The organism is Arthrobacter sp. SAFR-023, assembly GCF_051965295.1.
GTDB lineage: Bacteria > Actinomycetota > Actinomycetes > Actinomycetales > Micrococcaceae > Arthrobacter.
This window is the reverse complement of the sequence record NZ_JBQCMF010000014.1, coordinates 115851-132526: the sequence shown is the minus strand read 5'-3', so window position 1 is coordinate 132526 and position 16676 is coordinate 115851. Positions and strand designations below refer to the sequence as shown.

Genomic DNA, 16676 nt, shown 5'->3' with positions numbered 1-16676 from the left:
GTGGCTTCATTCCCCGGCGCGCTGGACGGGCGAGTTGAAGGTTCGCGCTAAAGAGGAGCCTCAGGAGGTGGGCTGCTTCTCCCCGGCCTCGATGCGGGCGTCCAGGCTGTTGTTTTTCACCGGCATGGGGCACGTTCCGTAGGGCGTGAAGGCGCTGGGGTAGTTGATGGCGCGGTTGAAGTCCAAAACCACGGAGCCGTCCGGCCGCGGGCGCGCCGTGGACACCTTGCGCCATTCGTCAGTCGTGTCGCCGTTCGTCTCGTCGTGGAACGTGATTGTCAGGGCGCCGAGCTTCTCCTCCTCGGCATGGAGCCGGTACTCGTGGTCCTTGCCCGGCAGCCGGAACACCAGTTCGCCGACGGTGCGGTGCACCCCGTCCACCAGCGGATTGGCCGTGGAAATGGGCACGTCCACAGGTTCCGGGTAGGCCTCGAACCTGGCCTCCACCGCAAGGTCGGGCCGGTAATCGAAGGTGGGCACGCCGTCGAACTCGGTGAACACCGGCGACGCGGAGTCCCGGGTGCGGACCGCATACCTGTCCGCACGCATCGCCAGCTCCACCACAACCTGCCGACCGTCCGCGCCGCCGAACTGCACCCACATGAGCGACTCCTCATTGGCGAGCCGCGCACTGACTGCCCCGTCCACCGGCTTCCCGGTCTCCACGAGCGTCAGCCCGTCGGACGCCGCGGCGGTGAGCGTCGCCGTCGTGCCGTCCGCTGACCACAGCCCGGGGACGAGGTCCACGGCGGCGGGCTGGCTTTCCAGCCACTGGAACGACGTGAGCGTGAGCCAGCCGTGTTCGGCAGCGAGTGCGGTGTTGCGGCCTTTGCGGAAGCGGAGCCAGCGCTCCAGCTGGGCGTCTGCTGCGGTGCTCATGTGTCCTCCAACGGTGTATGCCAATCTGGCCAGCTTAGGGGTCAACCCCGGGCGGCGGCAGGCGTAGCCTTGGGGTATGGCCTTGGACATTGTTCTGACGGTGCTGGTTTGCGTTGCCATCGTGTCGACGCTGACCCTCGCGGGGATGGCCGTACAGAAGCGCGGCGTCGATCCGAAAGGCGCTGCGGGAACGCTGGGAAGCGCCCTGGCGGGGTTCGATCCGGCCACCGGCACCCCGACGCATTCGGAGGCGCTGGCGGCGCGGGAGGAACAGAAACGAAAGCGGCATGAAGCGCCCAGCGCCGGTCCCGGACCGGAGGCGAACGGTCCGTATTCGGGCCGGATCCGGTTGCCCGCGGCCCCTCTACAGGCACCGGCCGTTCCAGTTCAAGGTCCTGACAGCATCTGAGACATATTCCCGGGCTCCGGCCGGCTGCGGGTAACATCCCATAGGAACAGTAACCGGGCTCACAGTATCCAGCGCAGTGTACGAGCCAAAGTCGAACACTCGAAAGATAGTTTCCATGGCTGACACTGCAATGAATTCAGAAACAGATCTCGCCGCCGAACTCCGCGCCGACGTACGCCGGGTCTCCACCCTGCTGGGCGAATCCCTGGTCCGCCAGCACGGCCCCGAGCTCCTCGACCTGGTGGAGCAGGTGCGCCTGCTGACCAAAGAATCCAAGGAGGCCGCCCGGGGCGGGGCGGAGGCCACCGGCCCGTGGAGCGCGCACGACGTCGTTGCCCAGGTCCGTGAGCTGCTCGCCTCCCTGCCGCTCGAGCAGGCGACCGACCTGGTCCGCGCCTTCGCCTTCTACTTCCACCTCGCCAACGCCGCCGAACAGGTCCACCGCGTCCGCGGGCTGCGCACCCGGCAGGAGAAGGACGGCTGGCTGGCCAAGGCCGTCGAGGACATTGCGCGGCAGGCCGGTCCGGCGGTGCTGCAGGAAGTGGTCAACGAGCTGGACGTGCGGCCCATCTTCACCGCGCACCCCACCGAGGCGTCCCGCCGCTCCGTGCTGGACAAGATCCGCAAGCTCTCGGACGTGCTGGCCCAGCCCACCGAGGAGGGCACCAGCGCCCGGCGCCGGCAGGACCGGCAGCTGTCGGAGATGATCGACCAGATGTGGCAGACGGACGAGCTGCGCCAGGTCCGGCCCACGCCGGTGGACGAGGCCCGCAACGCCATCTACTACCTCGACAGCATCCTGACGGATGCGCTGCCGGAGATGCTGACGGATTTCTCGGAACTCCTCGGCGAGCACGGCGTCGCGTTGCCGGCCCAGAACGCCCCGATCCGGTTCGGCTCCTGGATCGGCGGTGACCGTGACGGCAACCCCAACGTCACTGCCGCCGTCACGCACGAGATTTTGCAGCTGCAGAACCAGCATGCGGTCCGGATCAGCATTGCCATGATCGACGAGCTCATCTCCGTCCTGTCCAACTCCACGGCCCTCGCCGGCGCCGACCAGGCGCTCCTCGATTCGATCGACGCCGACCTCGCGAAGCTGCCGGGCCTGGACCGCCGCATCCTGGAACTCAATGCCCAGGAGCCCTACCGGCTGAAACTGACCTGCATCAAGGCCAAGCTCATCAACACCGGCAAGCGGGTGGCTGCGGGGTCCAAGCACCAGCCGGGGCGTAACTACACCTCCACGGAGGAGCTCATCGCCGAACTCGAACTGCTGGAACTGTCCCTGCGCAACCACTCGGCGTCCCTTGCCGCGGACGGCGCGCTGGCACGTGTCCGCCGCGCCATCGCCTCCTTCGGCCTCCACCTGGCCACCCTCGACATCCGCGAGCACGCCGACCACCACCACGACGCGGTCGGCCAGCTCATGGACCGCCTCGGCGGTCCCGGCATCCGGTACGCCGAACTGACCCGGGACGAGCGCCTCGAGGTCCTGAGCGCCGAGCTCGCGTCCCGCCGTCCGCTGTCCGGCCACCCGATCAAGCTCGACGGCGCCGCTGACGGCACGTATGACGTCTTCCGGGAGATCCGCCGCGCCCTGCGCACGTACGGCCCGGACGTGATCGAAACCTACATCATCTCCATGACCCGCGGCGCTGACGATGTCCTGGCTGCCGCGGTGCTGGCGCGCGAGGCCGGCCTGGTCAGTATCTTCGGCGACGCTCCGTACGCCAAGATCGGCTTCGCGCCGCTACTGGAGACCGTCGAGGAGCTGCGCGCCTCGGCGGAGATCGTTGACCAGCTGCTGTCCGACCCGTCCTACCGCGAGCTGGTCCGGCTGCGCGGGGATGTCCAGGAAGTCATGCTCGGCTACTCGGACTCCAACAAGGAATCCGGCGTGATGACGAGCCAGTGGGAAATCCACAAGACGCAGAGGAAGCTTCGCGACATCGCCTCCAAGCATGGCGTCCGCGTGCGGCTGTTCCACGGCCGCGGCGGTTCCGTGGGCCGCGGCGGCGGACCCACCTACGACGCCATCATGGCGCAGCCTAACGGTGTCCTCGAGGGCGAAATCAAGTTCACCGAACAGGGCGAGGTCATCTCGGACAAGTACTCCCTGCCGGAACTTGCCCGGGAAAACCTGGAGCTGTCCCTCGCGGCCGTGCTGCAGGGATCTGCGCTGCACCGCACGCCGCGCACCTCGGACGACCAGCGCGAGCGGTTCGGGCACGTCATGGAGACCATCTCCGACGCCGCCTTCGCCCGCTACCGCAGCCTCATCGACCACCCGGACCTGCCGGCGTACTTCCTGGCCTCGACGCCGGTGGAGCAGCTCGGATCGCTGAACATCGGTTCCCGCCCGTCAAAGCGCCCGGATTCCGGCGCCGGGCTTGGTGGCCTGCGTGCCATCCCGTGGGTGTTCGGCTGGACCCAGTCACGGCAGATCGTTCCCGGCTGGTTCGGCGTCGGCTCCGGGCTGAAGGCGGCACGGGAAGCCGGGAACTCCGCCCAGCTCGTGGAGATGATGCACGGCTGGCACTTCTTCCGCTCCGTGCTGTCCAACGTGGAAATGACCCTCGCCAAGACGGACATGGAGATCGCCGGATACTACGTGGACACCCTGGTCCCGGCGGAACTGCACCATCTTTTCCGCGCCATCCGCGAAGAGTACGAACTCACCGTCTCCGAGATCCAGAACCTCACCGGCGAGAACCTGCTGCTGGACGCACAGCCCACGCTCAAGCGGTCCCTCGAAATCCGCGACCAGTACCTCGACCCGATCAGCTACCTCCAGGTGGAACTGCTCCGCCGCGTGCGGGCAGAAGGTGCCAGCATTTCCGCAGGGGAGATCGACGAGCGCCTGCAGCGGGCCATGCTCATCACCGTCAACGGTGTGGCAGCCGGCCTCCGCAACACCGGGTAGCCCCTACCGCCCCGGACGCTTCCTCACCTTTCGTCGGTTCCTTCCTAACGCGTCCTCACCCGGTGCGGGAGGGTTTGGCCTGAAGCGACGGGAACTGAGGAAGGGTTGATGGAATTGTTGCGAAAGGTGAGGACGCGTCAGTTGCCGTAGTGCACCACGATGGTCCGGCGGGGCGTCGTGCTGGGGACGCCGTCGCCGACGTCGGAGTACGCGACGGTGCTCACGCGCACGCCGTAGAGGGCGGACAGCTCGGCGTCGGTCAGGAGTTCCGCAGCGTGTCCGGTCCGGACGCCCGAGCGGCCCAGCAGGACCACCCGGTCGGCAAGGTGCAGGGCGTGGTCGGGATGGTGCGTGCTGAGGAGCAGTGCCATGCCGTCGGCCATCAGTTCGCGCAGCAGCGTCAGGACGCGTGCCTGGTTCTTCAGGTCCAGGCCGGTGGCGGGCTCGTCCAGCACCAGGATGGGCGAGCCGGCGGCGATCGCCCGGGCGATGAGGATGAGCTGCTGCTCGCCCCCGCTGAGGGTGGGGAAACGCCGGTCCCGCAGCCCGGCCGCGCCCACCCGCTCCATCGCCTCCAGGGCTGCGTTGTGGTCGGATGGCCCGGGTGTCCGGAACACGCCAACGTGCCGCGCCCGCCCCATCAGGACCATGTCCAGCGCCCGGTAGGCGAAGGCGCTGCCGAGGGCCTGCGGGACGTAGCCGGCGCTCTCACTCCGCCGGACCGTTCCCTCCTGCGGGTCCAGCAACCCGGCGGCACAGCGCACCAGCGTGGTCTTGCCGCTGCCGTTGGGACCCAGCACGGCGGTGGCGGTCCCCGGCGGCACGCGGAAGCTGACGCCGCGGAACACCCAGTCCCGGGGCGAGTAGCCGAAGCCCACGGCGTCGAGTTCAAGCACTGTCCCAGACCTTCTCGCGGTTCCGGCGCAGGAGCAGGAAGAACACGGGCGCGCCGATCAGGGCCGTGAGGACGCCGAGTGGGATCTCCCCGGCGGTGGCCGTGCGGGCGATGGTGTCCACCAGAACGATGTAGGCGCCGCCAAGCAGGAAAGAGACGGGCAGGAGGACACGGTGGTCCGGCCCCACCCACATCCGGGCCAGGTGCGGGATCACCAGGCCCACCCAGCTGACGGCCCCGCTGACTGCCACCGCGCCGGCCACGATGAGCGCCACCGCCACGAGCACCACCCAGCGGAGCGGGCGCGGGCGCACGCCCAGGGCGGCCGCGTCCTCGTCGCCGAGGGACAGCACGTTGATCCGCCAGCGCAGGGCCACGAGGACCGCGGCCCCGCCAAGGACGGGGATCAGGGCCACCGCCACTTTGGCAAAGGTTGCCGTGGATACGCTGCCCAGGAGCCAGAAGACGATAGCGGGCAGCGTGGTGTTGGGGTCCGCAATGTAGGTCACCAGGGCCACCAGGGCTGAAAAGAAGGACCCGGTGACCACGCCGCCGAGCACGATCATGAGCATCGGCGTCCCGGCACGGCCCGAGGTGATCAGGAACAGGGTCCCGAGTGCCAGCAGCCCGCACACGAAGGAGCCGCCCACCAGGAGGAGCGGACCCAGCCCGAGCAGCAGCGCCAGGGCTCCGCCGAAGGATGCGCCGGCAGACACACCGATGATCTCGGGGCTGACGAGGGGATTGCGGAAAATGGCCTGCAGCGCTGCGCCGCCAATCGCCAGGCCGCCGCCCACCAGCAAGGCGAGCAGGATCCGCGGCAGCCGGACCAGCAGCACCACGTTCTGTTCGGTGCCGCTGGCCTGAACCGGGACCGGGGCGAGCTGTGCGGCCAGGATCTGGACCACGTGGTCCAGCGGCACGCTGTAGCGACCCACCGCCAGCGCCAGCACCGCCACGGCGATAAGGAAGCAGGCACTGAGGGCAACGGGAACGACGACGGCGGGTTCCCGCCGTCGTTCTCCCGCCTCCCGTTTCCCAAGCCTGTGTTCCAGTGCCTGCCGCTCTTCAGCGCCGCCCGGGCCGGCAGCCGGGCCCGCCCGTGGCAGTGCCGGCTGCGCCGGTGGCAGTGCCGGGCGCAGCCGCCTGCCCAGCCGCGGGGAGCCCGCCTCATCAAGCATTGAACTGCCGGTAGTTGGCGGACTGCCCGTTCTCTGCGGTCCGGAGAATCTTGTCCAGCTCATCGCCGGTGAGTTCGTGGTTGTACAGGAACCTGAAGTATTCGGACGCCTTGCTCCGCACCGCCGACCTTTGCTGCGGGAAGGCGATGTCGCCCAGCCAGTGCCACATCAGCGCCGACTCCTGCCCGGGTGGATCCCAGCGGTAGCCGCCCAGCGGTACCTTGTACACGCGCTTCGAGCGGACCGCAGCAACGTTCTGCCACACCGGGTCCGAGTAGATGTCCTGCGGCATGGCGGCGTCGAAGTTACCCAGCAGGATGACCTCGGGGTCCCAGCGCAGGACCTGCTCGATGTCCACGCCCACCATCCCGGAACCGGTCAGCGGGTCCTTGCCCGTTGGCGGGTTGGAGCCGCCCACCAGCTTGATGTAGAAGTCGTTGTAGCTGTTGGCACCGGCCACCTTGAGCCCGCCGGTGAAGCGGTTGAAGTACAGGATGCTCGGGCCCTTGGACGCGCGCCCGGCGGCGAGGGACTTGACCTCGGCAAGCTCCCGGTCGCTCCGGGTCTTGAGCTCGGCGGCACGCTCCGGCTTGCCGAGCATCGCGGCGAACATGGCAACCCAGGCGTCCACATCCTCCTGCGTGCCGGAGTTCTTCAGCCCCAGAACCTGAAGCCCCGCCTTCTCCAGGGGCTCGATGAGCTGCGCGTCCGACCATTGGACCACCACGTCCGGGTTGAGGGCCCGGATACTTTCAACGTTGGCGGTGAAGTCCTGGGTGGCGATATCGTGCGGGAGGTCCAGGGCGGCGGGAAACATGGAGCTCATGATGCCGTCGTGCATGGCCACCCAGGAGGCGTTGTGCATGGCCGCGAGATGGTCGGCGCTGCGGTCGACGGCGACCAGCAGGGACGCCGAGGGCATCGGGATGGTCACCACCCGGGCCACCGGCCGGTCAAAGGACAGGGTCTTGCCGCGCTGGTCCGTGAGGCTGATGCTGTTGGTGCTGCCGGGAGGGGACGACGGCGGGGCGTTGCCGGATGCGCCGCATCCGGCCAGCAGGGCGGCGGAACCGCCCGCAACAAACACCTGTAGGGCGGCGCGGCGGTTTAGGTCTGCAGCTGTCATCGTTGACTCCCTGCGCGTGGGTCTTCACAGCATCCGCTTCAAGGGCAGGGCTGTCAACGCTTTCTCCTGCGTTCGAGGACGGGCCGGTCCAGCTGCCCGGACCTGCCGGCCCGCGCCGTTCCCTTGTCCGCGCCTCGTTCCCTTGTCGGCGTCAGGGCCCGGTGCTACTTTCAGAGGACCCTTGCAGAAGGTGGCCACGGGATGGTTATCGATGGTGCCCAGTTGTTCGTCCGCTATGCCTATCCGCCCAATTCACGTGGCAGCTGCGGCCCGCCGGACAGCGACGCCCTGCTGCACTACGGGCAGTCCGGCGTCACGGACCAGGGGCTCCGCGAACTTGCCAAGGGCTTTGCCGGCGCCTGGCCCTACCTCGAACTGATCGCCGGATCGCATGGCATCGCCGATCCGCTGGACGCCCGCGTGGTGGAGGCCTACTGGGTGGGCAACAGCCTCCTGGATACCGTCGGCATCACCAACCTCGGCAATTCCATGGAGGACAGGTTCCGGGCGCGCACCGGGCGGCAGTTCCCGCATCTGGTGGAAGGGGTGCTGGCGGGCGGGGTCCCACACCACAGTTTCCACGTGTTCGAAATCTACCCGTGGCTGGGCCTTCTCCGCGACGAACGCCGGCACGCCACCGCGCTGAACGTGCTGGACAGGTGCAGGATCCGCTGGGGGCAGGTGCTCGCGATCTCCGGGGACGACGCCGTCGTGCGGTCCCGGCCCCTGGTGTGGGACGGGACAGCCCTGGACATCGGCGAGCCCGTGGTGGAATCAGCCAAGTTCGCCGTGAACGGGACCGGCTTCGTGGCCGGGCTGGCCGTGGGCGACGTCGTCTCACTGCACTGGGACTGGGTGTGCGACCGACTCTCCACCCACCAGCTGCAGCAGCTCAAGCACTTTACGGCGCGGCACCTCCGGATTGCCAACAGCGGCGTCGCACACCGCGGCGCAGCCATAGCGCTCGAACACTAGCGCCGGGCAGCAGCGCCGGGCAGCAGCGCCCGGCCACAAACACTGCGAACAGCGACGGCGGCCGGTTACGGTGACTGCGGCGCCGCACCGTCGGGATGCTCGGGGGTCTTGACGGCCGTCGCATCGCGGGCGGACGACTCTCCGGTTGGCCGGCTGGCAGGCGAATCATCGGTTCCCGTGTGCTCGCGTCCCGGTTCGGTGCCCTCCTCCTTGATGACGTCCTCGCCCCGGCGGGTGGTGCTGACACCGACGTCAACCGGAGCCGGTGCCGCGTCTTCAGGGGTTTCGTCCGCTCCGGGCTGGGCGGGTTCCTTCAGCGGCGGTTCGCTGCCGAAGGCCCGGGCGGTCCCTGGTGCGGTGCCCTCTGCGGCGCCCGACGCGGTGCCCTGTTCTTCGCCCTTCCCGGCGACCGTTTCCTCGTCGGCGGGGTCAGGCTGGTTCGTGGGTGACATGCTGCTCTCCTTGTGGTGGTTGTGCCGGCTGGGATCCGGGACCGGTGTCCGCAGGGCGGCCCATCAGCTCCAGTCCTTCCATGGCCTGTTCCGCGCCCGCGGCGTCCACGCGTTCCAGCGCGAAGCCCATGTGGATCAGGACCCAGGTGCCGGTTTCCAGGGGCCCCTCATCCAGCAGCCCGATGTTGATCTTCCGCTGCACTCCGGCCACATCGACGAGTGCCAGTTGGCCGCCGTACCCCTCGAGGAGTTCAACGACCCTGCCGGGTATTCCGAGGCACATGTACGGACACCGCCTTACTTTGAAGTGGAAAACCGGCTTGGAGTGGAGGAGGCCCGGCCGAGTAGGGACCCGACGGCGGCGGCGGCCTTGGGCACCGCAGCGGCCACCGCCGGCGAAAGGCCGATGCCTTCGGACAGGTCTGCGGGGACACAGCCCACCACGTACGTGACCGGCAGGCTGCCGCCCATGGACCGAAGCCGGCCCAGCACAGCCGCCGGGTCCATGCCGTGGGGATCGAGCATGGCCCTGCCGTCCAGGTCCGCCGCGCTGACCCGCAGCACGCGGATGCTGCCGGGGGACGAGTTCCCGTCCGCAGGGACCGTGTCCACGAGGACCAGGGTGTCCACGCCGGCCAGGAGATCGTAGGCCAGATGCATGCCGCGGATGCCGTAGTCCACCACGCGGACGCCGGGGGCCAGCGGCTGCGGACGGTCGGCGAGGTGCCGTGCCACCTCGGGGCCGAAGCCGTCGTCGTGCAGGAAGATGTTCCCAACGCCGGCCACGAGGACGCCGCCGGCGGTCACATTCGCCGCACTTTCATGTACCGCCGGATGTCCGGAACTGCGCGGATCCCGACGTAGATGCCCCAAAGGGCCATCGCTGCCAGCACGGAAACAGTGGCCATTCCTATTGCCTTCATTGCGGGTTTTCCTTTCCCTCCAGCGGCTCCAGTTCGTCGGGCGCGTAGTAGAAGGACCGGCCGTAACCCTCGTGGACATCGGCCGCCGGATCCTGTTCGAGGACGAGCCCGACGTGCGTGCTGCCGTCGACGTCGAAATGCACGCTGGTGACCCGCCCGGTCTGTCCGCCGAAGAACAGGTCCTGGGCGTCGGCGCGCCGGTTCGGGTGCACGCGCACCCGGCTGCCGCGGGCCACCGCGACGCCGTTGATCACGACGGCGTCCTGGTCCGGCCGGACACGGGCCTCCGCCTCCGGATTCCACCACGGAACGTCCTGGCTGGCCGTGCTCCACGATTCCGCCGGGGCATAGTCACCGGGATCCGCGGCGAACGCGCGCGGGTTCCGCAGGGCGCCGTGCAGCTGCTGCAGGTCCTCCGGAGACATCGCCTCACAGCGGTCGATGACGGCGGCGGCCCGCGAGTCCGTCGCCCGCGCCTCGGCCTTTTCCTCGTCGGTCAGCGTCAGTACCCGCAGCGTGAGGATCTCGTCGATCTCGGTGGAGTCATACAGCGCCACCGAACTTTCCGGGGCGACCGCGGGATGATCGTAAAGAATGATGGGCGAGATCAGCAGCACGTCGGTCTGGCCTTCGGGGCCGGCCAGCACGGGCCAGCAGCGGTGCTGGGAACACAGCCCGGCTGCAGGCTGTGCCCACCCGGGCGGGTCCAGCAGCGAGACGAAATCCCCGTCCCGCACGCCGAGCAGCACGTGGGCGCCGATGAAGGAGGCCGCGGCCGCGTCCTGCCGGTTCCCGGCCGGCAGGGGACCGGCCGGCAGGGGACCGGCCGTGTTGGCCGCGGTGATGCTGAGCCGCAGCAGCCCGCCGGAATCTTCCGCGGCATGCAGCCGCAGTTCTCCGCGGAGAGCACGACGGCGGCGCACCAGCCGGCCGGCCGGCCTCCCGGCGTCGTCCTTGAGTTCCTCGACGTCGAGTCCCTCCGGTACCTCCACCGGCAGGACTTGTCCGGCCCGGAGCTGGGCCACGGAGAACGGCCCGAACCCTACTTCCTGTTCGACGGCCTCGTCCCAGCTCAGCCAGTTCGCAGCGCCCACGGCGAGGCTGTCCACGGGAGTGAACCTGCCGCCGTCGTCCGCTTTTTCTGCCGTGCGCGTCTGCAGCTGCAGGAAGCGGAAATGGATTTCAAGCCCGGCCTCGGCGCCGGGGGCAAGCAGGCAGTCGGCGGACATGGACGGTTCCTCCCCGCTGCCGTCCTCCGCGGCGCCGGGCGGACCCAGGATCCCGAACTGCCAGCGGACCTGGTTCTTCTGGGCGGAGGCCCGGTAGGGGTAGAGCAGGTAGCCCTCGTAGAGGACGGCGTCCGCGACGGCCCGGGCAAGGGCCAGACTGGTGTTCATGGCCGTTCCCCGGAAACATCCGCGGTGGCCTGCGCGAGGAGTTTCTCCACCGCCGATTCCCACGACGTGAGGCCCTCGGCGGACTTGTACCGGGCGAGTGCTGCCAGGACGTCGCGGTCCAGGCGGATCCATCCGGCGTTCGGGAAGTACTGGTCCATGAGGCTGCGCCAAGCGGCGACGGGCAGTTTGTAGGACGCCTCGAGGTCCCACGGCACCTGTTCCACCGTGAACCCGGTCTGCCCTTTGGTGAACACGGTGCCGGAGAACAGCAGCTCCAGCGGTATCTCGCCGTCGCGCAGCGCATGCAGGTATTTGGCGGCGGCCACGTCGAAATCAAACGTGCAGGGCAGCGGGAGGTCCGCCTCGGTACTGCCCGTGAAACCCTGCACCATGGTGCTGCACTGCAGCCAGACGAACGACTTGAGCGTGCTGGGCCAGCGTCCGCGGTCGCCGAACAGGTCCAGCAGGCCAATCTCCTCCTCGGGCGCGTAGCCACGGCGCTGGGGCAGGATCCGGACCTGGCAGCGCAGCGCCACGGCGTGCACCACGGCCCCGGTGCCTTCCGTCAGCTGCAGCCTGGCCGTCAGCTGCGGGGCGGCGGCGTACGGTTCGGGCCGGATCTCCAGCACGGCGAAGGAAAGCTCGGTCACCGGAAGCCTCCCGTGCCGGCGGAATCTGCCGGCGCCGGAACGCTGCGGCGGTTGATCCGGTCGAAGAAGGAGGCGAGCTCATCGCGTGCCTCCTGGCCGCCGTCGAACCCGCGCCAGAGGCGGCGCAGCCGGCCCACAAGCTCGTAGCAGGCGTCCACCGGAACGAGGTGGCAGTCCGCGGCGGCCCTGCCCGGGCCCGGGCCGCGGATCAGCAGCGCCTCCGTGTCCGGCGCCGCGAGGCCGAGGGCCGGGTTGCGGGCCAGCACGCTGTCCCAGGCGGCGAGCGGCAGTTCCGATTCGGTGGCCCCGGCCGGGCCCGGGTAGAACGCCACCGTGCGGCCGAGCTTGGAACTGCGGAAGAAGAACGCCAGGCCCACTGGAATTTCCAGTTCGTCCCACTGCCCAGGGCCGAGATCGAAGCCGGGGAAGGAGAGGTATCTGTCCGGCACCGAGCGGTAGCGCAGATGGGCGGTCGCATCGGTGAAGAGGAGGTAGCAGGGCCGGCAGGTGCACATCATGGCGTGGCTCCCCAAGTCCACCACGTGCTGGTGTGCCTCGGAAATCGGTTCGCCGCACATTTCGCAGCATTCCCCGGCGGCAGGAGCGGGCCGGTTCGCGGAAATCCGCCGCAGCAAGGCCACCGGCAAGGTGCCGTTAGCCTGACCCGTTCCCGGGCCGCGCCCTGTACCTCCTCCGTTCCCCATGTTCATTTCAGCGGTCCTGTCCGCCGGCTGCCTGCAGTTCCGGGGCAATGCCGGGCGCCGGCGTCGCGATGGGCACGGACACGCCGGCCGCAGGTGCCGGTCCAGGTGCCGCCTGAACGGACACCGCCGCAGACACCGGGGCCGGCTCCGCCCGTTCCGGTCCAGTCGCCGCCGGCACAGTCGCCATCGGCACCGGCACAGGCGCTGCCGGTCCAGTCGCCGCCGGGACGAGTTCCAGCCCGGCCGGTGTCACGAGCGGGATTGCCTGCACCGGCGTCACGGCTGCCGGGGCTGCCGGTACCGGGGCAACCGCCAACGGCGCGGACTGCACGGACACCGTCGGGACCGCCACGGACATCACTCCGCTCCGGACCAGCAGCGGGAGCGGCTCCAGGTGCAGGTCCTTGTCCTCGAGGCAGGTGCCCGCCCGCCGCACATCAAAGTGGCCGCGGCAGGTGGGGCAGGTGAGCAGGCCGCCGCCCACCGGTGCCGCGAGGGCGCGCTGCAGCACGGCGCCGGCCATCGAACCTGTGCAGCGGGGGCAGTAGTCGCGGTACGCGTAGATGTCCTGCCCGGTGCGGCAGGCCAGCACCGCGTAGCCGCCGACCAGGAAGCCTGCCACCTCGCCGGGTTCGAGCCCGGCGATCTCCGGAACCGGTTCCCACGTGCCGCCGGACATGTCGTGCCAGGATTCTGCGGGCGTGCCGCCCGCCGGATTGTTCACCCGGACCAGCAACGAGTCCACCGGAATCAGCGCCGGGGCGCCTGGCTGCTTTTCCGCTTCGACGACGTCGATGGCGGCCACCTCGGGGGCGGCGTTCTGGATGGCCTCCTCGACGGCGTACTTGAGAGTGACGGACGACGACGGGCACCCCTGGCAGGTGCCGAGCAGCTTGAGCCGCACCACGCCGTCGGGACTGATGCCTTCGAGCTCCACGTCGCCGCCGTGGGAGCCAAGGTAGGGCCGGACACTGTCCAGCGCCGCGGCCACCCGTGCCTCCAGTGAATGGGGGTGCAGCCCGTGGATCACCAGGAGGCCGGCCACCAGGCTGTCAGCGGTCAGCGCTTCCAGAGTGACGTCGTCGAGCTTTCCATGGGCCTGCAGGATCTCCATGATCCGCTGCAGTCCGGCGCCGTAAAGGTCTGTCACCTGCCGGACCAGGTCCTCGGCACGGCCGCGGGCCACCGCCCCGCCGGCGCCGAGGGCGTCAAGGAGTGTGCCTATTTGGTCGCCGCTCTGCAGCGCCGGCCGGTCCCCGCCGAGCATGGCCTACTCGCCGGTCAGGGTCTGGGTGGGGGAGTGGAGCATGTCCAGCGTCTGCCCGTTGCCCAGGTACATGTGGACACCGCAGGGCAGGCAGGGATCGAAGCTGCGGACGGTCCGCATGATGTCGATGCCCTTGAAGTGCTCGCGGTCGTTCTCCTCGAAGATCGGCTGCCCCTGGACCGCGTCCTCATAGGGGCCGGCCACGCCGTTGGAGTCGGTGGGGCTGGCATTCCATGGAGTGGGCGGGTAGGGGTGGTAGTTGGCGATCTTGCCGTCGCGGATCACCATGTGGTGGGACAGGACTCCGCGGACCGCCTCGGTGAAGCCGCAGCCGATGCCTTCATCCGGGACCTCGAAGGTTTCCCACGTCTTGGTGCGTCCGGCCCGGATCTCCTCGAGGGCCTTTTCCGCGAAGTGCAGCGCCGCAGCCGCGGCGTAGGCCTGGAAGTAGGTGCGGGCGCGGTTGCGTTCGAGCGTGTTGCTCCACTGCGGGATGTTCCACTCGAACGTGACGGGCCCCTTCAGAGCGGTCTTGGGCAGGTTGATCTGGACGCTCCTGCCGGTGGCCTTGAGGTAGCCGATGTCCACGAGTCCGGCGAGCGCCGTGGCCCAAAGCCGTGCGAGCGGGCCGCCGCCGGTGTCCAGGGCGAGGTTGTCCTGGCCGTCGAACCAGCGCGGGGACATGACCCAGCTGTACTTGTCCGAGAGGTCGCGCTTCTGCGGCCGCGGGTTGGTGTGCTGGTTCCACGGATGCCTGCGGTCCACTGGGTTGCCCAGCGGATCGTGGGTAACGAACATTTCCTGGTCTTCCCAGTCCTCGTAGTACGAAGAGCCGAGCATGATTCGCAGGCCCAGGTTGATGCGCACCAGGTCGGTGGTGACCAGTTTGCCGTCCACCACCACGCCCGGGGTGACGAACATCTTCCGGCCCCACTCGGTCATGTCCTTGTATTCGAAGTTGCAGTAGTCCGGGTCCTGCAGCGACCCCCAGCAGCCCAGCAGCGTCCGCCGCAGCCCCACCTGCTCATAGCCCGGCAGTGCCTCGTAGAAGAAATCGAACAGGTCGTCGTGCATCGGGACGACCTTCTTCATGAACTCCACGTAGCGCATGAGCCGCGTGAGGTAGTCCGTCATCAGCTGGATGGTGGCCACCGTCCCCACGCCGCCCGGATAAAGCGTGGAGGGGTGCACATGGCGGCCCTCCATGAGGCAGAACATCTCGCGGGTGGCGCGGCTGACCTGCAGGGCCTCCCGGTAGAACTCGCCGGTGAAGGGGTTCAGCGAGCGCATGATGTCGGCGATGGTCCGGTAACCGTGGTCCGCCTCATGCGGTGCCCGGGTGCTTTCGGCCTTGGCGAGGACGCCGGGGTTCGTTTCGGAGACCATCTTTTCGCAGTAGTCCACGCCAACGAGGTTTTCCTGGAAGATGTTGTGGTCGAACATGTACTCGGCGGCTTCGCCCAGGTTGACGATCCATTCGCCCAGGTTCGGGGGCTTGACGCCGTAAGCCATGTTTTGCGTATAGCAGGAGCAGGTGGCATGGTTGTCGCCGCAGATCCCGCAGATGCGGCTGGTGATGAAGTGGGCGTCCCTTGGGTCCTTGCCTTTCATGAAGAGGGAGTAGCCGCGGAAGATCGAGGAAGTGCTCTTGCATTCCACGACCTGGTTGTTCTCGAAGTCGATCTTTGTGTAGATGCCGAGGCTGCCGACGATCCTGGTGATGGGATCCCAGTTCATTTCCACCAGGTTGCTGTTGCCCGTTCCGCTTCCGGAACCCGTGGGAATTGTTGACGTCATTGTCTTCTTCGCCTGTCTGGAATGGGGTGGTTACCAGGTGCGCCGGGCCCCGGTCAGGAGCTCGGGTCCGGGCCGGCGCCACTTGGGCTCCTGGTCCAAGGTGTGCGTCGTGATGCCCCTGAGCGTCCGGATGGCGGAGCCGTAGGGCCGGATGGTGCTGGTGGAAAGCTTGCCGCCGGGAGGCTCATCCATGAAGGGCATGAACTTGTCCGGGAAGCCCGGCATGGTGCAGCCGATGCAGATGCCGCCGACGTTGGGGCAGCCGCCGATGCCGTTCATCCACCCGCGCTTAGGCACGTTGCACTTCACCACGGGGCCCCAGCAGCCGAGCTTGACGATGCACTTGGGGGAGCCGTACTCGGTGGCGAAGTCGCCCTGCTCGTAGTAGCCGGCCCGGTCGCAGCCCTCGTGGACCGTCTTGCCGAACAGCCAGGTGGGTCGCAGTGCCTCATCCAGCGGAATCATCGGTGCCTGGCCGGTGGCCTGATAGAGCAGGTACGTCATGGTTTCGGAGAGGTTGTCAGGCTGGATCGGGCATCCGGGCACGCACACGATGGGGATGCCGGCCTTGGACTTCCAGTCGTAGCCGAGGTAGTCCGGCACACCCATGGCGCCGGTTGGGTTGCCGGCCATGGCGTGGATGCCGCCGTAGGTTGCGCAGGTTCCGGCGGCAATGATCGCGGTGGCCTTGGGTGCCAGGCGGTCCAGCCACTCACTGGTGGTGATGGGCTGGCCGGTCTCGAGGTCGTTGCCGAACCCGCACCAGTAGCCGCCGGGGTCATGGAGCTTCTCGTTGGGAATGGATCCCTCGACCACCAGCACGAACGGTTCAAGTTCGCCCCGGTCCGCCTTGCGGAACCATTCCAGGAAGTCGTCGGCCCCTTCCTGCGGGCCGCATTCAAAGTCGATCAGTGGCCAGTGCATGGCGATCTTCGGCAGGCCGGGCAGCGCCCCGAGGGCGATTTCCTCGACGCTCGGCTGGGTGGCCGCGGTCAGGGCCACCGAGTCGCCGTCACAACTGAGCCCTGCGTTGATCCACAGCACGTGGATAAGGGCTTCTTCGGCCTTGAGGGAAGTTTCCGTAGGCATCGTTGC

Annotated in this window: 17 protein-coding genes; 3 read left to right on the top strand and 14 right to left on the bottom strand. The window is 68.6% G+C overall.

Annotation, left to right across the window (positions count from 1 at the left end):
- Positions 1-60: 60 nt before the first annotated feature.
- Positions 61-879, bottom strand: coding sequence for a DUF1684 domain-containing protein (locus tag ACTHQX_RS15845; protein ID WP_440158071.1), 819 nt, complete (start codon positions 877-879; stop codon positions 61-63).
- 76 nt (positions 880-955) lie between these two features.
- Here ACTHQX_RS15845 and ACTHQX_RS15840 point away from each other — a divergent pair, with 76 nt between their 5' ends.
- Positions 956-1288 carry a hypothetical protein gene (locus ACTHQX_RS15840; protein ID WP_440158072.1) on the top strand — a complete coding sequence of 111 codons (333 nt, stop codon included), beginning with the start codon at positions 956-958 and terminating at the stop codon, positions 1286-1288.
- A 115-nt stretch (positions 1289-1403) separates the two neighbouring features.
- Positions 1404-4214, top strand: a complete 2811-nt coding sequence (gene ppc / locus ACTHQX_RS15835) for a phosphoenolpyruvate carboxylase (protein WP_440158073.1) — start codon at positions 1404-1406, stop codon at positions 4212-4214.
- 137 nt (positions 4215-4351) lie between these two features.
- Here ppc and ACTHQX_RS15830 read toward each other — a convergent pair whose 3' ends face one another.
- The 3 genes from ACTHQX_RS15830 to ACTHQX_RS15820 are packed head-to-tail and all read right to left on the bottom strand — an operon-like array spanning position 4352 to position 7416.
- Positions 4352-5110 (bottom strand): ABC transporter ATP-binding protein, encoded by a 759-nt coding sequence (locus tag ACTHQX_RS15830; RefSeq protein WP_440158074.1) that lies wholly within the window; start codon positions 5108-5110, stop codon positions 4352-4354.
- Positions 5103-6290 carry a FecCD family ABC transporter permease gene (locus ACTHQX_RS15825; protein WP_236806647.1) on the bottom strand — a complete coding sequence of 396 codons (1188 nt, stop codon included), beginning with the start codon at positions 6288-6290 and terminating at the stop codon, positions 5103-5105. Before ACTHQX_RS15825 ends, ACTHQX_RS15830 begins: the two co-directional genes overlap by 8 nt.
- Positions 6283-7416: an ABC transporter substrate-binding protein gene (locus tag ACTHQX_RS15820; RefSeq protein ID WP_440158075.1), complete on the bottom strand. Its 1134-nt coding sequence runs from the start codon at positions 7414-7416 to the stop codon at positions 6283-6285. Before ACTHQX_RS15820 ends, ACTHQX_RS15825 begins: the two co-directional genes overlap by 8 nt.
- A gap of 201 nt (positions 7417-7617) precedes the next feature.
- Between ACTHQX_RS15820 and ACTHQX_RS15815 the strand changes: the two genes are divergently transcribed.
- Complete coding sequence (locus ACTHQX_RS15815; protein WP_236806651.1) at positions 7618-8391, top strand: DUF6390 family protein; 774 nt, start codon at positions 7618-7620, stop codon at positions 8389-8391.
- Positions 8392-8456: 65 nt separating this feature from the next.
- On the opposite strand, the gene ACTHQX_RS15810 is transcribed toward ACTHQX_RS15815, so the two are convergent.
- The 10 genes from ACTHQX_RS15810 to ACTHQX_RS15765 form a co-directional block, all read right to left on the bottom strand.
- Entirely contained in the window at positions 8457-8843 is a 387-nt protein-coding gene (locus ACTHQX_RS15810) for a hypothetical protein (RefSeq protein ID WP_440158077.1), read from the bottom strand.
- Positions 8821-9126 (bottom strand): HypC/HybG/HupF family hydrogenase formation chaperone, encoded by a 306-nt coding sequence (locus ACTHQX_RS15805; RefSeq protein ID WP_440158078.1) that lies wholly within the window; start codon positions 9124-9126, stop codon positions 8821-8823. The genes ACTHQX_RS15810 and ACTHQX_RS15805 overlap by 23 nt, the downstream gene beginning before the upstream one ends.
- Before the next feature lie 14 nt (positions 9127-9140).
- Positions 9141-9650 carry a hydrogenase maturation protease gene (locus ACTHQX_RS15800; protein WP_440158079.1) on the bottom strand — a complete coding sequence of 170 codons (510 nt, stop codon included), beginning with the start codon at positions 9648-9650 and terminating at the stop codon, positions 9141-9143.
- Positions 9647-9751 (bottom strand): DUF6893 family small protein, encoded by a 105-nt coding sequence (locus ACTHQX_RS15795; RefSeq protein WP_374754650.1) that lies wholly within the window; start codon positions 9749-9751, stop codon positions 9647-9649. The genes ACTHQX_RS15800 and ACTHQX_RS15795 overlap by 4 nt, the downstream gene beginning before the upstream one ends.
- An 11-nt stretch (positions 9752-9762) precedes the next feature.
- Positions 9763-11163 (bottom strand): hypothetical protein, encoded by a 1401-nt coding sequence (locus tag ACTHQX_RS15790; RefSeq protein WP_440158080.1) that lies wholly within the window; start codon positions 11161-11163, stop codon positions 9763-9765.
- A complete protein-coding gene (locus tag ACTHQX_RS15785; protein WP_440158081.1) occupies positions 11160-11813 on the bottom strand; it encodes a DUF6084 family protein in 654 nt (217 codons plus the stop codon). The genes ACTHQX_RS15790 and ACTHQX_RS15785 overlap by 4 nt, the downstream gene beginning before the upstream one ends.
- Positions 11810-12391 (bottom strand): DUF5947 family protein, encoded by a 582-nt coding sequence (locus tag ACTHQX_RS15780; RefSeq protein WP_440158082.1) that lies wholly within the window; start codon positions 12389-12391, stop codon positions 11810-11812. Before ACTHQX_RS15780 ends, ACTHQX_RS15785 begins: the two co-directional genes overlap by 4 nt.
- A 133-nt stretch (positions 12392-12524) precedes the next feature.
- Positions 12525-13784 (bottom strand): NifU family protein, encoded by a 1260-nt coding sequence (locus ACTHQX_RS15775; protein ID WP_440158083.1) that lies wholly within the window; start codon positions 13782-13784, stop codon positions 12525-12527.
- Between the two features lie 3 nt (positions 13785-13787).
- Positions 13788-15581, bottom strand: a complete 1794-nt coding sequence (locus ACTHQX_RS15770) for a nickel-dependent hydrogenase large subunit (protein ID WP_440158084.1) — start codon at positions 15579-15581, stop codon at positions 13788-13790.
- Between the two features lie 30 nt (positions 15582-15611).
- On the bottom strand, positions 15612-16670 hold the full coding sequence (locus ACTHQX_RS15765; protein WP_190604541.1) for a hydrogenase expression protein HypE: 1059 nt from the start codon (positions 16668-16670) through the stop codon (positions 15612-15614).
- Positions 16671-16676 lie beyond the last annotated feature (6 nt).